Source organism: Paenibacillus sp. JT31N7 (assembly GCF_059692095.1).
The window spans coordinates 796,965-818,227 of the sequence record NZ_JCAUAT010000001.1; the positions used below are offsets into that span (position 1 = coordinate 796,965).

Annotated in this window: 15 protein-coding genes; 8 read left to right on the forward strand and 7 right to left on the reverse strand. The window is 52.8% G+C overall.

What is annotated here, in order from left to right; genetic code table 11:
- Positions 1–26: 26 nt before the first annotated feature.
- The 6 genes from AC58P5_RS03375 to AC58P5_RS03400 form a co-directional block, all read right to left on the reverse strand.
- Complete coding sequence (locus AC58P5_RS03375; protein WP_497384563.1) at positions 27–1,400, reverse strand: opine metallophore biosynthesis dehydrogenase; 1,374 nt, start codon at positions 1,398–1,400, stop codon at positions 27–29.
- Positions 1,393–2,211, reverse strand: coding sequence for a nicotianamine synthase family protein (locus AC58P5_RS03380; RefSeq protein ID WP_497384565.1), 819 nt, complete (start codon positions 2,209–2,211; stop codon positions 1,393–1,395). The genes AC58P5_RS03375 and AC58P5_RS03380 overlap by 8 nt, the downstream gene beginning before the upstream one ends.
- 469 nt (positions 2,212–2,680) lie before the next feature.
- On the reverse strand, positions 2,681–3,085 hold the full coding sequence (locus tag AC58P5_RS03385) for an NUDIX hydrolase (protein WP_497384566.1): 405 nt from the start codon (positions 3,083–3,085) through the stop codon (positions 2,681–2,683).
- Positions 3,086–3,217: 132 nt separating this feature from the next.
- Positions 3,218–7,738, reverse strand: a complete 4,521-nt coding sequence (locus AC58P5_RS03390) for a galactose-binding domain-containing protein (RefSeq protein ID WP_497384567.1) — start codon at positions 7,736–7,738, stop codon at positions 3,218–3,220.
- A gap of 388 nt (positions 7,739–8,126) precedes the next feature.
- Positions 8,127–8,999 carry a carbohydrate ABC transporter permease gene (locus AC58P5_RS03395; RefSeq protein WP_497384568.1) on the reverse strand — a complete coding sequence of 291 codons (873 nt, stop codon included), beginning with the start codon at positions 8,997–8,999 and terminating at the stop codon, positions 8,127–8,129.
- A 15-nt stretch (positions 9,000–9,014) separates the two neighbouring features.
- Positions 9,015–9,965: an ABC transporter permease gene (locus tag AC58P5_RS03400; protein ID WP_497384569.1), complete on the reverse strand. Its 951-nt coding sequence runs from the start codon at positions 9,963–9,965 to the stop codon at positions 9,015–9,017.
- 142 nt (positions 9,966–10,107) lie between these two features.
- Between AC58P5_RS03400 and AC58P5_RS03405 the strand changes: the two genes are divergently transcribed.
- The 4 genes from AC58P5_RS03405 to AC58P5_RS03420 all read left to right on the forward strand — a co-directional run bounded on the left by AC58P5_RS03405 (position 10,108) and on the right by AC58P5_RS03420 (position 15,975).
- Positions 10,108–11,946, forward strand: coding sequence for a sensor histidine kinase (locus AC58P5_RS03405; RefSeq protein ID WP_497384570.1), 1,839 nt, complete (start codon positions 10,108–10,110; stop codon positions 11,944–11,946).
- The gene (locus AC58P5_RS03410) at positions 11,927–13,546 is read left to right on the forward strand and encodes a response regulator transcription factor (protein WP_497384571.1); all 1,620 of its coding nucleotides are present in this window, start codon (positions 11,927–11,929) and stop codon (positions 13,544–13,546) included. The genes AC58P5_RS03405 and AC58P5_RS03410 overlap by 20 nt, the downstream gene beginning before the upstream one ends.
- 99 nt (positions 13,547–13,645) lie before the next feature.
- A complete protein-coding gene (locus AC58P5_RS03415) occupies positions 13,646–15,307 on the forward strand; it encodes a type 2 periplasmic-binding domain-containing protein (protein ID WP_497384572.1) in 1,662 nt (553 codons plus the stop codon).
- Positions 15,308–15,555: 248 nt separating this feature from the next.
- Positions 15,556–15,975: a GNAT family N-acetyltransferase gene (locus tag AC58P5_RS03420; RefSeq protein ID WP_497384573.1), complete on the forward strand. Its 420-nt coding sequence runs from the start codon at positions 15,556–15,558 to the stop codon at positions 15,973–15,975.
- 237 nt (positions 15,976–16,212) lie between these two features.
- Here the strand turns inward: AC58P5_RS03420 and AC58P5_RS03425 are convergent, their stop codons facing one another.
- The gene (locus tag AC58P5_RS03425) at positions 16,213–17,262 is read right to left on the reverse strand and encodes an NAD(P)/FAD-dependent oxidoreductase (protein ID WP_497384574.1); all 1,050 of its coding nucleotides are present in this window, start codon (positions 17,260–17,262) and stop codon (positions 16,213–16,215) included.
- 198 nt (positions 17,263–17,460) lie between these two features.
- Between AC58P5_RS03425 and AC58P5_RS03430 the strand changes: the two genes are divergently transcribed.
- The 4 genes from AC58P5_RS03430 to AC58P5_RS03445 are packed head-to-tail and all read left to right on the forward strand — an operon-like array spanning position 17,461 to position 21,237.
- A complete protein-coding gene (locus tag AC58P5_RS03430) occupies positions 17,461–18,252 on the forward strand; it encodes an ABC transporter ATP-binding protein (RefSeq protein WP_497384575.1) in 792 nt (263 codons plus the stop codon).
- Positions 18,253–18,256: 4 nt separating this feature from the next.
- On the forward strand, positions 18,257–19,177 hold the full coding sequence (locus AC58P5_RS03435; protein ID WP_497384577.1) for an iron-hydroxamate ABC transporter substrate-binding protein: 921 nt from the start codon (positions 18,257–18,259) through the stop codon (positions 19,175–19,177).
- Positions 19,178–19,222: 45 nt separating this feature from the next.
- Positions 19,223–20,233: a FecCD family ABC transporter permease gene (locus AC58P5_RS03440; RefSeq protein WP_497384578.1), complete on the forward strand. Its 1,011-nt coding sequence runs from the start codon at positions 19,223–19,225 to the stop codon at positions 20,231–20,233.
- Positions 20,230–21,237, forward strand: a complete 1,008-nt coding sequence (locus tag AC58P5_RS03445; protein WP_497384580.1) for a FecCD family ABC transporter permease — start codon at positions 20,230–20,232, stop codon at positions 21,235–21,237. Before AC58P5_RS03440 ends, AC58P5_RS03445 begins: the two co-directional genes overlap by 4 nt.
- The last annotated feature ends 26 nt before the right edge of the window (positions 21,238–21,263 follow it).

Sequence of the window (21,263 nt, forward strand, 5' to 3'; positions counted from 1 at the left end):
ATCATGAATCGGATTTATAAAAAATCCTATTCCACTTTAATTCCAAGATCGGCATGCCTTGTGACTTGTGCAGCCCAAGAGAGCTCCAGTTCGCTTAGAATAAGGTCTGCCTCACTTTCTGTCGTATCCGTGAAAAGATCGGGCTGGAAGTGCTCCATGCCCTCTTCTTCTACAAGAGAAGACAGCTTGCTCTCAAACTTGGTGATGAAGGCGGACGTTTGCGGCATAGAGAGATTTAACTTTTTCCCTAAACGCTCCACCAGCTTTATTTTCTTATAATCCTCGTACGGCACTCTGGGGATGATCCATTTGCCTTCGGGGTCTTTCGAAATTTGTTTATAAGGAAAAGCCGAGAAATCCGGATATCTGCCCTGTTCATCCGGTTCAGCAAATGGGTCGATCAGAATGGAAGCATATCGGATATACAAGAGATACTCCTGCTTTACCGGATCCGCTTGGGTAAAACCTTCGATATCCTCCCGGGAGAGTGTAGTCTCATGAACAGGATAATTGTCATCGTTAAGGAACTTAAGCAGATTGATCGGTTCAGCGTGCAAACGGGTGACAAGCTCCCCTATTTCCTTCCATAGCAACAGCATAGATTTGATCGCCTGTGGGGTAATGGGTCCTTCCGGGTACAGCTTGTACATATATTTTCTGGAGGGGGTACGGCTAAATATTTCACTCATTGAAAAGTCATTGATGAAAAAGGCCGGATGTACATAAGTCGTAATACTGCGACTTTCGGCAGCTGCAGGATGGGAAGCGCTTTCGAATTGGATGCCGAGCGACTCGATAAACCGTTTTACATCGCCTATCGTCTGACTGTCCGGCTTACTGCTGCCGGCTGTAACTTTGCGCTTGAGCCCTCGTACGATCGATCTCAGCACCGTGGACTGGCCTGCTTCAAATGCGAACCTGGAGGCGCCATAATAGGTGGAAAGAGAGAGGATCTCGATATCGGAGCCCGAGGGTCTCACCAGACTTTGCACCAGCAGATTCGATCCGATCCCCGGCGAAAGAAGCACAATTCGCTTTACCTGAGAGAGGTTCTCCAGCCTTAACGCGCCTATGACATCTGAATAGCTGTCGGATGGCGTACATAGAATCACGGTATGCCACCTATCGTCAATTCCATCGAAGCCATCGTAGTAAGAGTCCAGTCGGACCTCACCTGTAAGATGACTCTTTGATTGAATCTGTACGACAGAAGAAAGGGTATAGCCTTGCCGATCCAGCTCACGTAGGATACGGGTAGAATGCGCTCCCTTGCGATTCGCCAGGCCCAGCCGGCTGCACCATCCCCGGCCTATATCCACAGCGAGATGAATGCCTGCCGGCCCCGCTCCCACGATCAATGTATTTCCCAACGGGGGAATAACCTGCTCAGGACTAATCAAAGGCAATCGTCCTTTCTTGGGATAGTAGTTTGGATTCCATAAGAACCGTGTCGTATAGGCTGTTGTGTCTGACAACGGGCGTCAGATTCCACTCGTAAGACAAGTCCGCATGCAGAGGATAATTAAAAAGCGACTTCAATCCGTTGCCGTAACGTACAATAATTTTGGTGTCCGGCCTCGCCATGCGCCTCACCTCTTCAACGACCTCCAGCTTATTCGCAACGAGAGAAGCGACAAAGACATGGGTAACCTCTTGGATAAAGGGATGGTCCGATAGTCTGCCTCCCGCAAAATCCACTAGGGCTTGCAGTCCGGAAGCGGAGGCAACCTGGAAACCGAGTTCGACGGCTTCCTCGTCAATATCCAGGCACAGCACCTTGGCTCTCGATTCCTTGGCTATCGTTAAAGCCGACAGAGGATAAGCTCCCGAACCGATAAAAAGCACTCTGGATGCCGGGCCGATCCCGAATAAATCAAGCTCCTCCTGAACGGCATGGGACAGCTGCTCGATGTAAGAGGTAGCTTCCAACTCTTTGCTGATCAACAGCTGCGATTGATATTTCTCCATGTCACACAGTGCCTTGACCGATGTCTCCCGTAGTTTCTCGCTGTATTGTTTCACTTCAACATGGTTTCCCCATTCGTGCCAACGCTTTTCATTTTCGTCACTTACCATAAACTGGCAAAGATCATCAAGCTTGATCTTTAGAAGTTCAAAGCATTCCGGATACTCTCTTGAGAACGCATTCAATTGCTTGATTTCATACTCAAACGATTGCAACGAGAGCAAGAAAGCGTATTTACTTTTCACAAATTCACTCCCTCCCATTTTAATCATCCGCTTAGCGTCTTTAAAAAAAGCAATTGTAAGAGGCTCACTCCTTCCTGACTTAAGGTAAAATTGTGAAAGACAGTTTAAATATTACATCAATTGGATTCATAGAAATATAGCTAACTATGGCTATTTTTTCCTTTGCTTTGATTTCAACTGTTGAGCGGGTTGCCCACAATAGCGTATGTGTTACTGGCCCAGCGAATTTACTTCGAGTTTGTTTTTGCATCGAAACGCGCCGATAAATCACCCTATAAGAAATAGTTTAACTTTTTCATGTAATGAAAAAACCAGCAGTAGCAAGGTTTTTGCTACTACTGGTTTTAAATTCAGTCTCCAACATTGACACTAATTTTTCTCGTTTATTGATCAAATGAGTCTCAAGTATAGCCGTTACTCATCATTTAACATTTCTTCTGTGTCAGATGCGGTCTGCCGACTTTACCGGCTACAGAAGCAGCTTCAATTCATGAAGCCGGTCGAAAATAAGCCGGCTGACAGGAGAGACATGGTCCCGGTCCCCGTAAGTTAACCAGACCAGCTCCTCGATTTCGGAAGCCGGGCTTAGATCGCCTTCGAAATCCGCTTGGTAACAAGCCATCCGCACGAGTACTCCTTCCTCTTTTCCGTGAGCCTGAGCTTCAAACGTCCCGAAATGCGACACGGTTTCGGGCTTGATGCGGACGGAAACCTCTTCCTCCACTTCACGAACAAGCGTATCGGTGTCGGTTTCGCCGGGATCCCGTTTGCCACCGGGAATGTAATACGTATCTTTTCCTTTGGAGCGCGCGCTAAGAATGCGGCCGTTCTCCACATAAATCCACGCGATTTTATCAATACCTGCTGCTGACATTCGATGTACCCCCGCTTGATTTTTCTCAAAAGTATACCACCTTCCGCCCTTTTTTCAAAGGCTCCGGAAGCCGGGAAGCACACAAGCGCGCGGGGTAGCCGTGCATGCCTGCTTTCCGGGGAGGTCGACCGCTCATTTCCGGCCGGCGGCCCGAAGCAGCAGCGTTACGGCTTCCGCACGCGAAGCCGGATCAGCCGGCGCGAAAATGCCGCCTTCGCGTCCCGCGACAAGTCCCTGACCGGCGGCTGCGCCGACATATCCGCGTGCCCAGGCCGGGATGTCCCCGTTGTCGGCAAAAGCGGTCCGCGCTTCCGGTTCCGCGGGCAGCTTCAGCGCACGGGCGGTCATGACCGCCATCTCCGTGCGGGTGATTTCCGCCCCGGGTCGGAACGTGCCGTCGTCGTAGCCGTCGATGATGCCGGCTGCGACGGCTTGAGCCGTCGCCGTCCCGGCCCAGGCGCCGATATCGGCCGCGTCGGCAAAGCCGGGCAGGGACGCGGTGCCTTCAAGGTGCAGCGCTCTTGCCAGCAGCACGGTGAATTCAGCCCGCGTCACCCGGGCATCCGGCCGGAACGTGCCGTCGGGATATCCGCCGGCGATCCCGTCCGCAGCCGCGGCCGCAACCGCTTCCTCCGCCCAGTGCCCGGCGGTGTCCCGGAAAAGCGGAGGGGTCTTCGCCTCTTCCTCCATCCCGGCAAAGACGGCGAATATCCCCGTATCGGCCGCCTCCACGCTGATTTTGCCGTCCGCGGCTTCGCCTCCGAGCCGCATCCACTGCTTCCGGACGGGATCATAAGTGAAGACGGCCGCTTGACGATTCACGCCTGCCTTCCCCGCATCGTAAACCAGCGTCAGCTTAATCGGCTTATCCAGAGTACTGCCGGGGCTGCGCGTCACTTCAAAGACTGGGCTGACTCTCTCCCTTTCCCCGCCAGTAAATCCGGAAGGATCCGCTATTTTGCGGATGCCGAACGTGACGGTTTCCTTTGAGGCTCCGGCAGGTATCTCGACTCCGATTTCGTTTCCGAGAGCGGTTCTCCCCCCTTCGCCGGGCTTAATCGTAAGGTTTCCGGTCTCGCCCTCAGGCTGCGAACCTCCTGCGCCGCTTGAGCCGCCTGTAACTGGCCCGCTGCCTCCGTCTCCGGAGCCCGAGTCCGATCCGGGTTGATGAATAGACTTTTTTAAGCGGGCGTTTAAATCGCGGAGCGTGTCGATAACCGTCTCGAAGCGGACGGGATACTGCAGCAGCAGATTCTCTACCTGCCGGCGTATATCCGGGCTGCCTTTTCCCGTAGACAGCAGCTTGACGGATTCGGCGATCAATGCCTGGTAGGGCACCATTTTATCATCGCCGGATACTTCGAACTCATAGATCGAGTACCCGTACTTGGTCCCGTCAACCGGCTTTCTCTCGACTCCCTGAAATTTGACGTACCTCGCCTTTACAGGCTGAAAGTCGATAATGTCCAGCTTGCCCGCGGAAGTCAGTGTCTCGTCACTCCCTTTGACATTGGTCCATGTCTGCTTGTCTTCGGATACGAGAAGCTTAAATTTCTCCGCTGCCGTCTCCCATCCGATCTGGACTTTGTTGATCGTTTGAGATTTGCCGAGATCGACGATCATCCATGAAGCGTCATCGTACGCGCTCGACCACCGGGTGAACAAATTGCCGTCAATCGAATTGCCCGGCGTATGCTCGGGAGCTTCGAGGGGAGAAGACTCCGCTTTTTGATGAAGAGCCAGATTGTTGACATCCAGCAGAGGCAGAAATTCGTTGTAAATGTTCACATTGTCGATCGCACCTTTAAAAGCGTTCGTCCCGCTTCCGATTTTCTGAACCGGCAGCATCAGCGTCTGAATGCGTCTGACCGGCAAAGCGAGTTTTTCGGCGTATTCATTGCCGTTCACATAAAGAGAAACACCCTCCGCATTCCCCGTCAAGTAAAGATGCGTCCATTTGTCAGCCGGTACCTCATAGTTAAAAACACTGTCGTAATCCTCTTTGGAGAAGCCCAATTTGCCCGTTTTTCCTTGTTTCAGCTTGATTTTCCCCACAGACGACTCCATCAGTACGGCATCGTCCGGGTTATCCCGCTCGGGCTTGATCCACATGGATACCGTCCAGCCGAAGCCCATCGTGTCGATCGGGGTTTTGACGTAGCTTTTACCGCCCCGGAATTGGACCGCTTTCCCGTATTTACCTTCTGTAAAAGCAATATTTTCGCCTTTTCCGTGAAGCTTGCTGCCGGAAGTGTCCTGTGTACTTCCGTCGAACGGATACCCGATCACCAGGCCGTCCGGCCGGTCTGTGCGGACCCGGTGAAGGCGGTTTACGCCGGGTGCTTCGCCGATTTCCGCCGCCGTCGCCATAAAAGCGTCATAATCATTGCCTTCCCTCGCTCCCTGCCACATTTTCTCCGAAAGAACCTGCATTGCCGGCAGCATACGGATATGAGAATCGTCCATCGAAATACCGGTTTCGTACGAAATATCGTTCCAGATGGCGAACATGCCGCCTTTGAGCCGCGGAAGCCCGTAGGGCAGCGTAACGCCCGGCCATTTCACAGGCTCCCACTGCCGGTAAAGAAACGGGGTATTTAAATAATCCCGGTACAGCCGCGGAACGAGATACATATAATTGGTATCGAAATTGACGATGTCATAGCCCAAATCCATCGCCTGCTTCGGACCTCCGTACGGCTCATACCAAATGCCCATTGTGGCCTCGTTGCTGATGGGAGTCGTTCCGGCGTATTCATTCAGGCCGCCCCAAAGATACGGATGCTTGCCCTTGCTGTTGATGTGCTTGATTAGCGTATCCATATAGCCGCGGAAAACTTCTTTGGAAGGCCCCCCGTATTCGTCCGTTCCGATATGAACATCCGGCCCGAGAAAAGTCGGTTCCCCGTTGTTGTAGCCGTCGATGTATTCGTCGAAAAGACTTTTGACAAAATCCACGGTTGCGGGCTTCGAAATGTCAAGCGTATGGTCCGTCCCCAGCGAAGGATCGTAGGTCGTGAATATCCGCGAATGCCCCGGCGTGTCGATTTCAGGAATAATGTTGATTCTGTAATCGCTTCCAAGACGTTGCAGATCGCGGAATTCCTCCTTCGTGTAATGGCCGTCGGAGCTCGCCAGTCCGGGATAACGCTCGCTCTCCAGACGGAAGGCGGCCCTCTGTCCGTTCTTGAACGGAACGCCGACATCGTCGTTCAGATGAATCTGCAGATCCGTCATTTTGTACCAGGCCAGCAATTTCACGTAATCCCGCAGAAAATCAATCGTGTAAAACTTCCGGGCGACATCGATCATCAGCCCCCTCGTTTCGTACTTGGGGTAATCGCGCGCCGTTCCGGCCGGAACATGCCGGTGCTCGGGATCTCCTTTCAGAATCTGCAATACCGATCGGGTTCCCCAGAAAATACCTTTCGTTTCCGGAGCTGTAATCGTAACGGACTCTCTCACATCCAGCAAATAGCCGCCCGCGCCGAGATGCTTCAAGGCTGGGTCCAGCATCATGACCAGGTCCCCGGCGGATGCTTTTTTGTCTTGAATGATTTTCGGATTCAATCCGGTTATCTCTTTCAGGTCCGCCCGGACTGTCTCGGCCGTCTTCAACAGAGCGGGGTCGCTGATCACGATCCTGGAAGAGGCCGTCAAGGCGAAGCGGCCTGTTCCACCGGCCCATTCGCGCAGCGAAGGAATGACCTTCGGTTCGGGATTGCGATCCGGCGTCTGGGTGTACAGCCCGGGAACGTACACGCCGATGTTGCCGGTCACAGCTTTCCGGCCGGGATCGGCTTCGCTTTCCACCTGCAGAAGGAGCTGGACGGTGCGGTCCGTTAGCGGCGGGTGAATGCGGCCTTCTTTGTCGATCACCGGCAGGGCGTCACTGCCGTAGACGGATATTTTATAGCCGGGCGGCATGGGCGGCAGCGTAAGTGAGGTCTGTCCCTTGACGACCGGGTCAAGTTTGTGAATGCCGCTGATGATTTTAGCGATAGGGTCCTCTTGGTACACTTCGAATTCGTAAAAAGAATACCCGTACAGGATACCGTCGCTTGCCGGCGCCCGCTCCACTCCCTGGAACTTGACGTATCTCGCTTCACGGGAAGGAAAATTCAGCACCTCCCTGCCCCCTTCACATTGGATCAAAGCGTCGTTCTCCTTAATATTCTCCCACACGTCCCCGTATACGGAAGTAAGTACACGGTATGATTTGGCGGGCGTCTGCCAGTGGATCACCACTTGGCCTATGTCCTTTTTGGCGCCGAGATCCACCTCGAACCACGCATCATCCGTTTTGGCGGACGACCAGCGGGTCCCTTTGTCCCCATCGACAGCCATCTCGGGAAACAGACCGTAATCCACCTCGTTGCCCGAAACTTTAACGGATTTCTTCAAGGCAAAATTTTCGCCGCTGCCGGACGGCGCGATTAGGGGAGACGGGCGTCCAGCCGTTCCGCCGTACGTTTCTTCCGCAACGGGAATAGCCTCCGGAGCAGTTCCCGTCTGCACGTCCGCCGTTCCCAAACTTTTCGGGCTTTGATCGGCATAGACGGCAGGCTGGCCCGCGCTTAAAACGATCGAGCATCCAAGTACAAAAGTGAGTATCCGTGAAAGTTTCGCTTTTAGTCCTTGATTTGTCTTCATTGACTCATCCTCATTTCTTTGTGAAGGAGTTGAGATCGTAATTCCGTCCTGCGTTTTAGCGGCAAGGCTGGGCCCCGCATCCGATTTTTCCGTTTCGTCATTTACCTCCTTCCGATTCTTTATGCGATGAATAGACCCACCCACTGTTAATACTAAAAGTCGACCATCCCCGTAGAAAGAGATCGTTTCTTACATTAATATACAATCGTTTACTTTGGTCATCAGACCCCCCTTCATCCTGATGTATAAAGTGCACCGTTGGATCGCGAGAACCCCAATTCCGCACAAAACAAAAAAAGCCCGTGCGGCGCACGGACTTTTTATCGCAAAACTCCACACTTTTTTTTCTCTTCTCTGTCTGTCATCTGTAAAACGCCGGTTAACCGGCCTATTCTTTAACCGCACCTACAACGATGCCGGTTACGAAATAGCGCTGCAAGAAAGGATACACGAGCAAAATAGGCAGGGCGCTGATAAAAATTTGCGATGCCCGGATCGTACGCTGAGACAGGTTGGCAACGGCTGACGGGTCCAGCTTCGACATGTCGGCCTGCACGATAATCGTCTGCATAAACGTGGCAAGCGGGAGTTTCTCCGAATCCCTGATATAGATGATCCCGTCGAAATACGAGTTCCAGTGCCCGACCATCATAAACAAGGAGACGGTAGCCACGACGGGCAGGGAGACCGGCAGATACACGCTCAGGAACGTACGGAACTGGCCGGCTCCGTCAATGAAAGCCGCTTCCTCCAAGTCTTTGGGCACCGTGCGGAAGAAATTCATGAGCAGAATAATGTTGAAAACCCCCACGAGCCCGGGAAGAATAAGGGCCATCAATGTGTTCATGAGTCCGAGCTTCAGGATCAGAATGTAGCTTGGAATAAGTCCGCCGCTGAACAGCATCGTCACGACAAAATACCAGAGATACAGATTGCGGGCCCGAAATACGTGACTTTCTTTGGACAGCGCGTAAGCGGCAATGATGTTCACGACCAGAGCCAGCGCCGTTCCGATCACGGTTCTCTGCACGGACACCCACAACGACGACAGGAAATTCGCGTTATCGAATGTTTTGGCGTATGCTTCCAAAGTAAATCCGATCGGCCAGAAGGTGACCAGTCCCGCATTCGCCGGAGCAGTAGCACTGAGGGACACCATCAGCAGGTGATACAGAGGAAGCAGGCAAAGAATGGCCAGAACCGTTAAAAACACATTGTTGAACAGACTGAATATCCGGTAAGGCAGTGTTTTATGATACATCCGCTCTCTTCCCTTCTAGAAAATTCGGTACCCGGCAAACCGGTAGGCCAGTCTGTACGAGATCGCGATAAGGATCAGACTGATGAACGATTTGAACAAGCTGACGGCTGTGGCAAAGCTGAACTGTCCGCTGAGAAGACCTTCCCTGTACACGAACGTGTCGATAATATCGCCCTGCCGGTAAATCAGCGGGCTGTACAGGTTGAACACCTGGTCAAAGTTCGCGTTGAGTACGTTGCCGAGCGCCAGAGTCGCAATAACGATCGTAATCGGGATGAGCGCGGGAATCGTAATATAGAACGTCTGCTTCCAGCGTCCGGCCCCGTCCACTTCGGCGGCTTCGTACAGCGACGGGTTAATACCGGAAAGTGCCGCCAGGAAAATGATCGTATTGAAACCGAATTCCTTCCAGACGTCACTGAAAATAATGGTAAACCGGAACCAGCTGCCGTCTCCCAGGAAGAAAATCGGCTTAGTGCCGAACACGGCTGCAAGAAACTGATTGATGAGCCCGGTCTGAGCGAGCATGTCGATCAAAATACCCGAAAGCGTCACCCAGGACAAAAAGTGCGGCAAATAGACGAGCGTTTGAATCGTTCTTTTCAGCGCCATTTTCCGCACTTCGTTAAGCAGCAAAGCAAAGAAAAACGGAATGATCAGATTCATGACCATTTTCGAACAGGCAAAGAACAACGTGTTCCACATGATTTTTAAAAAATAATCGTTTTCCCACATATACCGGAAATGCTTCAATCCGACCCAGGGGGAGCCGGAAATCCCCAGCGCGGGTTTATAGTCCTGGAAAGCCATAATAATCCCCGACATGGGGATATACGAAAATATAAATACGAGAACAGCCGCCGGCAAAACCATAAAGTGAAGGATCCAGGGCTGCTTGTAGCCTTTTTTTCTGACTGTGCGCCGGGCTTTCCCGGCATTCACTTGCTGCACCGTGTTGGCTTCCATCGCTCTCTCCCGCCCCAAAATTATTTTGTGTGTTCGATGAATCTCTGCTATAAATAGTAGCAAGTATTTCGGAAAGCTGACTATAGTACAATGTTAGGCTTCCATAGGGATTTATTAGGGGCAGTGTCTGGAGGAGATCAGGATGGGTTTGGGATTAGCGGGGATATTTAGAAAAATCCAAGGAAAGGCACGGTACAGATTCAGTCTGTTTGCCAAAATGAACAGTTTGATCCTCGTGCTTTTTATCCCGATTATTCTTGTGTATACGTATTCAAACGATGTGACTTTCAATGTCGTCAGCACAGAGCTGCAAAAGTCCAGCACCAAGCAGCTTACTTTTTTAGCCGGTCAGATCGATTCGCGCATTAGTCAGATGATGGATTTCAGCCTGGTCTTCGCGAAAGATCCGAATGTCAGTAAATTCAACGGATTGAATATATGGGAGGACCGCTACGACCGGATGCAGACGCGGTACGTCATTCAGGAGAAAATGGCGCTCCAGTCCCGGGTGACCGACATTTGGCCGGCCCGGTACGCGGTCTACTCCCAGCAGAACAAAGACGTCATCTCCAATTACAAATCGCCGGCCTTCGACGAGGAATATTTACAGAACAACAGGAGCGGAAAATGGACCTACGGGGACGGAACCGGCGAAGCTCCGGGAGGGTTGGACGCTTTTTACTGGTTCTACAATGACTCCTTGGCCCAGCCCGGCATGTTGACGGGCAGCAGTCTCGTCATCGAAGCGAGCTTCAGCTATGAAAATATCCAGAATATGCTGGATACGTACAAAGCGGGCGGACAAGGCGATCCGTTCTTTTACCACAAAGGGGATACCCCGATCTTGAACCGCAGTGCGGATAAGCGCCTGTCGGAAGAATTGATAAGCTATCTGGATGAACATTCCCCCGACAACACGACGCAGCATGTCGTCAAGCTGGACGGCAAAAATTACCTGGTCAGCTCCGTAAAATCATCGTACCTGGACGGGCATCTGGTGGATGTGGTTCCGCTCGATCAGATCCTGGGGCCTATTTCGTTCAGCCGGAATCTGTTCTATTTCTCCATGTTCCTGCTGTTCCTTGTCGGCATCTCGGCTTCGATTCTGCTGTACCGGAACGTCCAGAAGCCGATTCTCAAGCTGATTAACGGACTGCGCCGTGTACAGCGCGGAGACTATACGGTCCGGCTGCATTCGAAAGATCATAACGAATTTTCGTTCCTGTTTTACCGGTTTAACGATATGTCGCGCCAGATCCAGGACCTGATCGAGAACGTGTTCAACGAAAAAATCCGGGCCAGGGAAGCGACGCTTAAACAGCTCCAGGCCCAAATCAATCCTCATTTCCTGTATAACTGCCTGGGCTATATTATTAATATGGCCCAGATGAAGGACGAGGAGGCGGTCGTCGCGATGGCTTATAACCTGAGCGCCTACTACCGCTATACCACACGGATGGAACGGGAAACGGCTTCTCTTGAAGAAGAGATCAAGCTGCTCGTGAACTATCTCGATATCCAGAAGCTCCGGAACGGCCGGATCGGCTATAGGATCGATATTCCCGAAGAAATGCGCAGCCAGTCCATTCCGCGCCTGATGCTTCAGCCGATTGTGGAAAACTCCGTCATTCACGGAGTCGGCAAATCCTATACCTCCGGCGAAATCCGGATCACCGGCGAGATGTCGGACGGTTTCTGCCGAGTGTACGTCGATGACGACGGACCGGGATTGAACGCCGAGCAGGAGAAGGCGCTGAACCGGAAAATGCGGGAGCCCCTACAGGAAGAAATGGGCTGCGGCTTGTGGAATACGAATCAGCGCATCATGCACCAATTCGGCAGCCGGTCCTATCTGGCTTTCGTCAAATCGCCGCTTGGCGGACTCCGGACCGAAATCGCCTGGGAACTCCCCCCTGCCGCCACCGCATCCGACTATCCGAGAACGCAAGGAGACCTTAAACATGCAAATGATCATCGTTGACGATGAAGCCCACTGGGTAGACAACCTGTCGCTGCACAAGCCGTGGCATGAATTCGGAATCGAACAGGTATACAGAGCCTATTCCGCATTCGAAGCGCTGCAAATCATTGATACCCATCCGATCGATATCGTGATCTCGGACGTTCAAATGCCTGAAATGTCCGGGATCGAACTCATCGAACGCATACGAATCCGCGACAAGAAAATGAAGTGCATCATCTTGTCCGGACATTCGGAATTCGAATACGCCAAAAAAGCTCTCCGGCATAACGCCGTCGATTATTTGCTTAAACCGCCGACCGACCAGGAGCTGTTCGGCGCCGTCAAAACCGCGATCCATCAGCTCAACGCGGAATGGGAGCTGGTCAGCTCGCTGGAGCGCACCCGGCATACGCTTCGCGAGAATTTGCCGATCTTGCGCGGGCAGCTTCTGCTCGACGCTCTGCAGGGCCATAGGCCCTCCACGGACGAATGGCTCCGGAAGCTCAGCGACTACGGACTGCCGTTCGATTTCGGGGACAGCGCGTTGATGCTGGTCCGGCTCGAAGAAGAATTCGGCCGGTACAAGAACAACGGACAGCCGTTGATCGAATATGCGATCATGAATATGGCAGAGGAAATTCTCGGCGAATTTATGGAAGTGTGGGGCGTCAAGGAGGAGCACGGCTATCTGGTCTTTCTCCTGCAGCTCAAAGAATCCGCAGGCGACGCGGGACAAGAAACCCTCCTGGAGAAGCTTTCCCAGCAGCTCCAGTACAAAGTGAAGCAGTTCCTGAAAGGCTCCCTCTCCATCGTCATCACGGAATGGTTCGCCTTTCCGGAGCAGCTACCCGACCGTTTCCGGCAGGCTTCCGCCTATTTCCGGGAAATCGTCGGCGACGAAAGGGATTTCGTTGTGCGCGTCAACGAAGTCGACCACACGCCGGCGCTGGGGCCGCTGAACGCGCTGTACGTTCCCCCCTCCCTCATTAATCTCCTTGAGGCCGGGCACTGGGATGCGGCCGAAGCCAAGCTTGCGGCCGTATGTACGGAGCTGGAGGAGAAATGGCCGGAATCGTGGGAGCACTGCATGGAAGCCGGCTTCCTTATCACCGCTTCCTTCAGCAATCTCGCCCACCGCAGCGGCTATACGCTAACGAAGCTGCTCGGAACCGGCGATATGGAGGCGCTGCAGAGCGGAGAGGCTTTCGTTTCCATCAAAAAACTCGGGAAATGGTCGAGGAGCGTGCTTAACAAGCTGAAAGAGGTCAGCTCCGGCAACGTCAAGGACAGCCGCTCCCAATACGTGAAGAAGATACAGGATTATGCGGACAAACATTTGCACGAGGACGTCTCCCTGCGGGCATTGGCGGACCATGTTAACCTGCATCCGACTCATTTGTCCAAAATATACAAGATCGAGACGGGCGAAGGCATCAGCGATTATATTTCCCGGCTGCGCATGGAACGCGCCTGCCATCTGCTCAAGGCAACCGGCAAGAAAGTGTATGAAATCAGCATGGAAATCGGCTACATGGACCCGGCCTATTTTATCAAAGTGTTCAAGCGCCATTTCGGGGTTACGCCTCAGGAATACCGGGACGGGGCTTTATTACCATGACAGATTCCTATCGAAACTAACAAACTCATATAGATGCTTTCCCCGGAAAGTTGATACAGTAACACATGTAAGGATCACACAAGTAGGGGGAAATGAAGAATGGTCAAGTTCAGGAAATTGGGATCGGTTCTCATCGCGGCGGGACTTGTCACGCTTACGGCCTGCAGCGGAGCATCCAATGACACAACGAAAGGCAGTCCTGCTTCCTCCGGAGCCGAAGCCGCCTTCTCCAAAGGAAAATATGATCCGCCGATCGAAATCAGCGCGGTACTGATGCCCAAGAAGTACGTGCAGGGCGACACCAAGGAAAACAACGTCCACGACCGCTGGATGCTGGAAACGCTAGGCATTAAACATAAGGATACCTGGTATCCGGCCAATGATGACCAATATAAGCAAAAGCTTCAGCTTGCGATCGCTTCGGGAGAAAAATTGCCCGACTTCGTATCCGTACCGACTAATCCGGTACTCACCAATCAACTCATCGATTCCGGCCAGTTTATGCCGATTGACGAGCTTTTCGACAAGTATGCCAATAAAATTTTAAAAGATCATTCCGCAGCGCATCCGGAATTATGGTATCCGTTCACGAGAGACGGCAAGAAATACAACATGCCGATTCTCGAGTATACCGACAATGACGACACCCTGCTGTGGCTTCGCGAAGACTGGATGGAAAAGCTTAACCTTCAGGCGCCTAAGACCATTGCCGATCTGGAAAATATTATGGACAAATTCAAAAACCAGAACCCGGACGGTCTCGCTCCGAAAGACGTTTTTCCGCTTGCGATATCGTTGAAAAACAATACGAACACCTGGATGGGCTCGCTTGATTGGCTGTTCGGCGCTTACGGGACGATCCAGGAGCAGTGGAACAAGGACGCTTCCGGCAGCCTTGAATACGGCTCCACCAACCCCGGTGCCAAAGAAGCCCTCGCCAAGCTGAAAGAATGGATGGACAAAGGCTACATCCATACGGATTCCGCTTTGTGGGACGAAGCCAAATCGGCGGAAAGCTGGACCAAGGGAGCCGCAGGCATCCTGCCCGGAGCCAACTGGGTACCGGACTGGCCCGCACCGGATCTGCTTAAAAACGTAAAAGGCGCGAAATATAAAGCTTATCCGGTCCCCTCCGGACCTGACGGTCTAATCGGGACGAAGTGGCAAAATGCCGGCGTTAACGCCAGCATCATGATCAACAAAGACGCCAAACATCCGGAAGCCATTTTCCTGTATTACAACTACCTGCTCGACAATCTGGCCAATCCGACAGCCGGAAGCAAGTACGAATACGGTTTTGCAAAAGGCTACGACTGGGATCTCATCGACGGGAAACCGACCAGCGACAAAGAGAAAATCAAGGATTTCTCCAACGAGTTCCCGTTCTTGACCGGTCCTGCCCGAATCCCGGATCTGTATATGAAAACGCTCGTGAAGCTCGCCGACGGTAAAACACCGGAAACCCCTTACGAGAAGCAGATGGCCGAATTCCGCAAACCGGAAAACTGGGCGGCGGCCAAAGTCGTCATGTCCCAGCAGGGCATCCGCAAGCAGAACTATTTCACAGGGGCGGCTACGCCGACGATGGTATCCAAGTGGAACCTTCTCCGTCAATCGGAAATGGAGACGTTCAACAAAATTATTTACGGCAAACTGCCCATCACCGCTTTTGACGAATTTGTCGCCAACTGGAAAGCAAACGGCGGCGAGCAAATTACGAAAGAAGTCAACGACTGGTACAAGTCGGTTTCATCCAAATAAAGATTTCACCGAAAAAAGCCCGGCAAACGGATCGTTTAGCGATCTGCTGCCGGGCTTTTGGTTTGGAAGGCGGAAGTCCGGTACTTACCTCCGGACGGGAAGAAACCGGAATTCCTAATCTAAAAGATTAAAGTGCTAAGATAATCTTTATGTACACCGCCACCATAAAATCAGCATAATATCGGCGCTTCCTTATCACTTGCATCCATGTTGTATAGTGAGGATATAGGAAGAAAGGAGAGGTGGATATGTACGTTACTTATGAGCGGCCCGGCCCTATGGAGTATGTCGAGCTGCGGAGACTCGCAGGATTGACTCCTTTAGAAGAAACCGCCGCCGCGGCCGGTTTGAACGGCTCCATTTTCACGGTTGTTGTGCGCGACGAGAAATCACGGCTCATGGGAATGGGAAGAATCGTCGGGGATGGAGCCTGCTATTTTCAAGTGGTGGATGTACTGGTGCATCCTTCCTGCCGGAATCAAGGGACGGGTACCGAAGATACGCTTATGAAGGAAATTGTTCATTACCTGGATGAGAATACGTCCGAAGGTGCCCAGGTGATTGTCATCTCGGATATGCCGGGAATCCGGTTGTACCAGTCTTTCGGGTTTAAGCTTATGTACCCGGACTTTTACGGAATGTCGCGGAATTCCCTGCAGCCGGTTTAAAAGGCGCGGAAGATTGATCACGGGTGAGTTTCGCGTCAGCCTCGGGTGAACCTCGGTCCGCTCCGGAGAGCAAATGCCTGCCGGCGTGTCTGAAGCTTCCCCCTCCCGTAGAGAAACGCGCCCGCCCGCCGAGAACGGCCCACGCACGAATAAAAAGGTTCCTGAACCTGCCTGGAGAACAAGGCGGTGCACGAACCTTTTTGGCCTTACAACCGATTCCGGAACGTATCGCGGCTCCTACCCCATCATCTGCTTCACGAGCTCGCGGTTCCGTTTCTTGAAGATGTCGTTATGGGAAGAAACCATGCCGGTTTTATCCGCGCCGGGCTGGATATACTGCTTCGCCTGGTTTACCGCGTTCGCCGCGTCTTGGAAAGCGCCCGCGATTAAATGAAGCTTGCCGTCATGCTTCAAAATATCCCCGGCCGCATACAGCCCTTCCACCGTCGAGACGCTTGAAGCGTTGCCCGCAATGTAAAAATCGTCCGCAAGCTCAATCTCCAGCCCGCTGCTTTTGAGCAGAGTGCTGTCCCGTTCATAGCCGTGATTGATGATCACTTCGTCGACCGGCAGATGTGTGAGTTCCCCCGTCGCATGATTGGTCAGTTCGACATACTCGATAATGTCGTGACTGGAAGCGGCGATCAGTCTCGTGATCGACGAATTCAGGAAGCAGACGGCGGAGCTTTCCATCAACTGCTTAACCTGTGCTTCGTGACCGGTAAGCGCCTCTTTGCGGTGGATCAGATACACTTGCTTCGCTATGGATTCCAGCTCGTTCGCCCAGTCGACCGCCGAATTTCCGCCTCCGGAAATAATCACCGTCTTGTCCTTGAAGCGCTGCAGCGATTTCACCGTGTAGTTTAAGTTCGAAACTTCGTACCGCTCCGCTCCCTCGATTTGCAGCCTTTGCGGCTTCAAGATTCCTCCGCCGACAGCCACGATCACCGTTTTGGAATAATGCGTCTGTCCCGAAGCCGTATGTAAAACAAAATTCCCTTCGTCGTCGCGGTTAATCGACTCCACCTTTTCATTCAGCACCACTTCGGGACGGAACGTCAATCCCTGCTCCACCAGCTTATCAATGAGCTCGGCTCCGGGAAGAGGCGTATGTCCCCCGACATCCCAGATCATTTTCTCCGGGTACACATGAATTTTCCCGCCCAAATGCGGCTGAAACTCGATAATCTTCGTTTTGAGTTCCCTTAACCCACTATAGAAAGCGGAATAGAGCCCCGCTGGTCCCCCTCCAATGACGGTTACATCGAATAGTTCTTTCTCGTTCATGTTCCCTCACTCCTTGCCGTTAAGTTGTGATTGATTATCATTCTCAATAAAATATACGACTTTTTCTTGAATTTTACAAGTTAAAATGCAGGTTGACAAATGATTGGCCCCCATTTAAAGTATGGTATGTGATGACGATGATAATCATTATCAACGAAAACGGCGTTTACTTTTTACACAGCTACTGGGGGTTGCATCATGGTTCGCCTATATACAGATGAACTGAACATTGGGTACGGGGAGCGTTTAATCGTCAAAAATTTGAGCGTGTCGTTTCCCGACAAAAAAATCACGACGATTATCGGCGCCAACGGCTGCGGCAAATCGACACTGCTGAAAGCCGCTACCCGGATTATTTCCCATCAGTCGGGCTCTATCCTCCTGGACGGCGAACTGATTTCCAAAGAAAATACAAAGGTTTTGGCCCGAAAAATGGCCATCCTCCCCCAATCTCCGGAAAGCGCAAACGGGCTAACGGTCGGCGAACTCGTATCCTACGGCCGGTTTCCTTATCAGACGGGCTTCGGCCGGTTAACGAAGAAGGACTACGAGGTCATCGATTGGGCGCTGGAGGTCACGGGCACCAATGAGTTCAAGTATCGCCCCGTCGACGCCTTGTCCGGAGGACAGCGGCAGCGCGTCTGGATCGCCATGGCGCTGGCTCAGGAGACGGAAATTATTTTCCTCGACGAGCCCACCACGTACCTCGATATGGCGCATCAGCTGGAAGTTCTGGAACTTCTGCAAAAGCTGAACCTGGAACAAGAACGCACCATTGTCATGGTTCTTCACGACCTCAACCAGGCCGCCCGGTTCGCCGACTATATCATCGCCCTTAAAGACGGCGAAGTCGTAAAAGCCGGGAGCTGCGAAGAAGTGATCAACCACGAAGTTTTAAAGCAAGTGTTTCAAATCGACGCCGAGATCGGCCGAGATCCCCGCACGGGCAAGCCGATGTGCTGCACCTATAACTTAATCAAGGGAGATTAACATCATGAAAAAACTTCTGCTTCCCGTTCTGCTCGTTCTGGTTCTCGCTCTATCCGCCTGCGGCACCAAGCGGCAAACCACCGCCGATAATGGAGGCGCTTCGGACAACAAACAACCTGCGGCCATTACCTACCAGTCCGAAAACGGTCCGGTTGAAGTTCCCGCAAACCCCCAGCGTGTTATCGTGCTTTCGTCCTTCGCCGGCAACGTGATGGCTCTCAACGTAAACCTGGTGGGCGTGGATTCCTGGTCCAAAAATAATCCCCGCTTCGATAAATTAAAGGACGTTCAGGAAGTTTCCGACGAAAGTCTGGAGAAAATCATCGAACTGAAGCCGGATCTGATCATCGGCCTTTCCACTATCAAAAACGCCGACAAGCTGAAGCAGATCGCTCCCACCGTCACTTTTACATACGGAAAAGTCGATTACCTCACGCAGCACCTGGAAATCGGCAAACTGCTCAATAAAGAAAAAGAGGCCAAAGCGTGGGTTGACGATTTCAAAAAACGCGCGGCTCAGGCCGGTGACGATATAAAAGCCAAAATCGGAGCGGACAAAACGATTTCCGTCATTGAAAGCTTCGACAAGCAGCTGTACGTCTTCGGCGATAACTGGGGACGCGGCACGGAAATCCTGTATCAGGAAATGAAGCTGAAAATGCCGGATAAAGTGAAAGAAATGGCTCTCAAAGACGGCTACTATGCTCTGTCGGCCGAAGTGCTGCCGCAATATGCCGGCGATTATGTCATCTTCAGTAAAAACCCGGATGCCGATCATGCGTTCCAGCAGACGGAAACGTACAAAAACATCCCGGCGGTTAAAAACGGTCATGTATACGAAGCAAACGCCAAAGAGTTTTACTTCAACGACCCGCTTACTCTCGATTATCAGCTCAATTTCTTTATCAAGCATCTAGGCAAATAAGCAGCACCATCCTGAAGGAATTCCAGAATAGAAAAGATGAGACAGATGAACAAACAAAACCCGCGTATCCTTCCCTTTCCATACAAGCTTGCAGCCGGTATCTTCGTATTTGCCGGCATGTTCATGGCGGCTATGCTTTTCGGCGCGGCCGATGTCTCCGTGAAGGATGTCTGGCTCGCTCTCACTTCTTCCTCAGCGGACGGACAGATCACCCTGCTCCGGGAAATTCGCCTGCCGCGCGAGGTTGCCGCCGTTTTCGTAGGGGCCGCGCTGGCCGTATCCGGCGCCGTCATGCAGGGCATGACCCGCAATCCGCTGGCCGACCCCGGCCTGCTCGGTTTGACCGCCGGCGCGAACGCCGCGCTCGCCTTCACGATCGCTTTCGTCCCGTCGGTAGGCTACTTCGGCATCATGACGGCCTGCTTCGTCGGAGCCGTTATCGGAGCCGGACTCGTTTTCGGCATCGGGACGCTCAAAAAAGGCGGATTCTCTCCGCTCAGAATCGTACTGGCGGGCGCCTCCGTATCCGCCTTCCTGTATGCCGTTTCGGAGGGCATCGGGCTTGTTTTCAAAATTTCCAAAGATGTGTCCATGTGGACCGCAGGCGGACTCGTCGGTACGAATTGGAGCCAGCTTCAGGCTATCGCCCCTTTTATCGCGGCGGGAATTCTTATCGCGTTTGTTCTCTCGAAGCAGCTCACCATTCTCAGTTTGAGCGAAGAGGTTGCCGTAGGGCTGGGCCAGAACACGCTCCGGGTGAAAGTGGTCCTCTTTGTCGTCGTCGTTCTGCTCGCCGGCGCTTCCGTCGCCCTCGTCGGTAATATGGCGTTTATCGGCCTGCTGGTCCCCCATATCGTCCGTGTCATCGTCGGAACCGATTACCGGTTCATCCTTCCGATGTCGGCCGTATGCGGTGCGTCTTTCATGCTCTTCGCCGACACGCTCGCGCGGACTATCCACGCCCCTTACGAAACGCCTGCGGTCGCGATCGTAGCTATGCTGGGTCTGCCTTTCTTTCTGCTCATTGAACGCAAAGGAGGGAGAGCCCTGTCATGATCCATCCTTCTCTAATCCGAAAACAACGGCTCCTGGTCGCTGGCGCTATCGTGCTTATCGCCTTAACCATCGTGGCGGGCATGGGCCTCGGGTATTCTTCTTTGTCGTATGACCGCCTGCTTCCCACCCTGCTGGGCCAGGGGTCGTTCAAAGAGAACTTTGTCTTGTTCTCGATACGGCTGCCGCGGATTATCATCACCCTCCTGGCGGGGATGGGACTGGCTCTGTCCGGTGCGGTTCTCCAAGGCATTACACGTAACGATCTGGCCGATCCGGGCATTATCGGGATCAATTCCGGCGCAGGCGTCGCCATTGCCGTTTTCTTTTTATTCGTCCCGATCGATCCGGGGTCATTCGTCTATCTGCTGCCGGTAGTCGCTTTTATAGGCGCACTGATTACCGCCTGCCTGATTTACGTGCTGTCGTACAGCCTCAAAACCGGCCTGCAGCCCGTAAGGCTCGTGCTGATCGGCGTAGGATTCTCCATGGCGCTGTCAGGCGTCATGATTGTGATCATCTCGTCCGCGGAACGGGTCAAGGTCGATTTCATTGCGAAATGGCTGGCCGGAAGCATCTGGGGAGCGGATTGGCCTTTTATCGGCGCCATTCTTCCGTGGCTGATCCTCCTCATTCCGTTCGTCCTCTATAAAGCAAACCGCTTGAATCTGCTCGGCATGAGCGAAAGCGTAGCGGTCGGCGTCGGCGTCTCGGTCGAAAAAGAGCGGGCCGGCCTCCTTCTGGCGGCCATCGCGCTGGCGGCTTCCGTCGTATCCGTAACGGGCGGCATCTCCTTCATCGGTCTTATGGCGCCCCATATCGCGAAATCGCTCGTAGGCCCGCGAAACCAGATGTTCATCCCCCTCGCCATCCTGCTTGGCGGCTGGATGCTTCTGGCTGCCGATACGATCGGACGCAATATCATCGAGCCCGACGGCATTGCAGCGGGTATTATGGTCGCCTTGATCGGCGCCCCCTACTTCATCTATTTATTGCTAAAAAAATAAAGAAACCCGTCGGCGCAGAGGCTGAC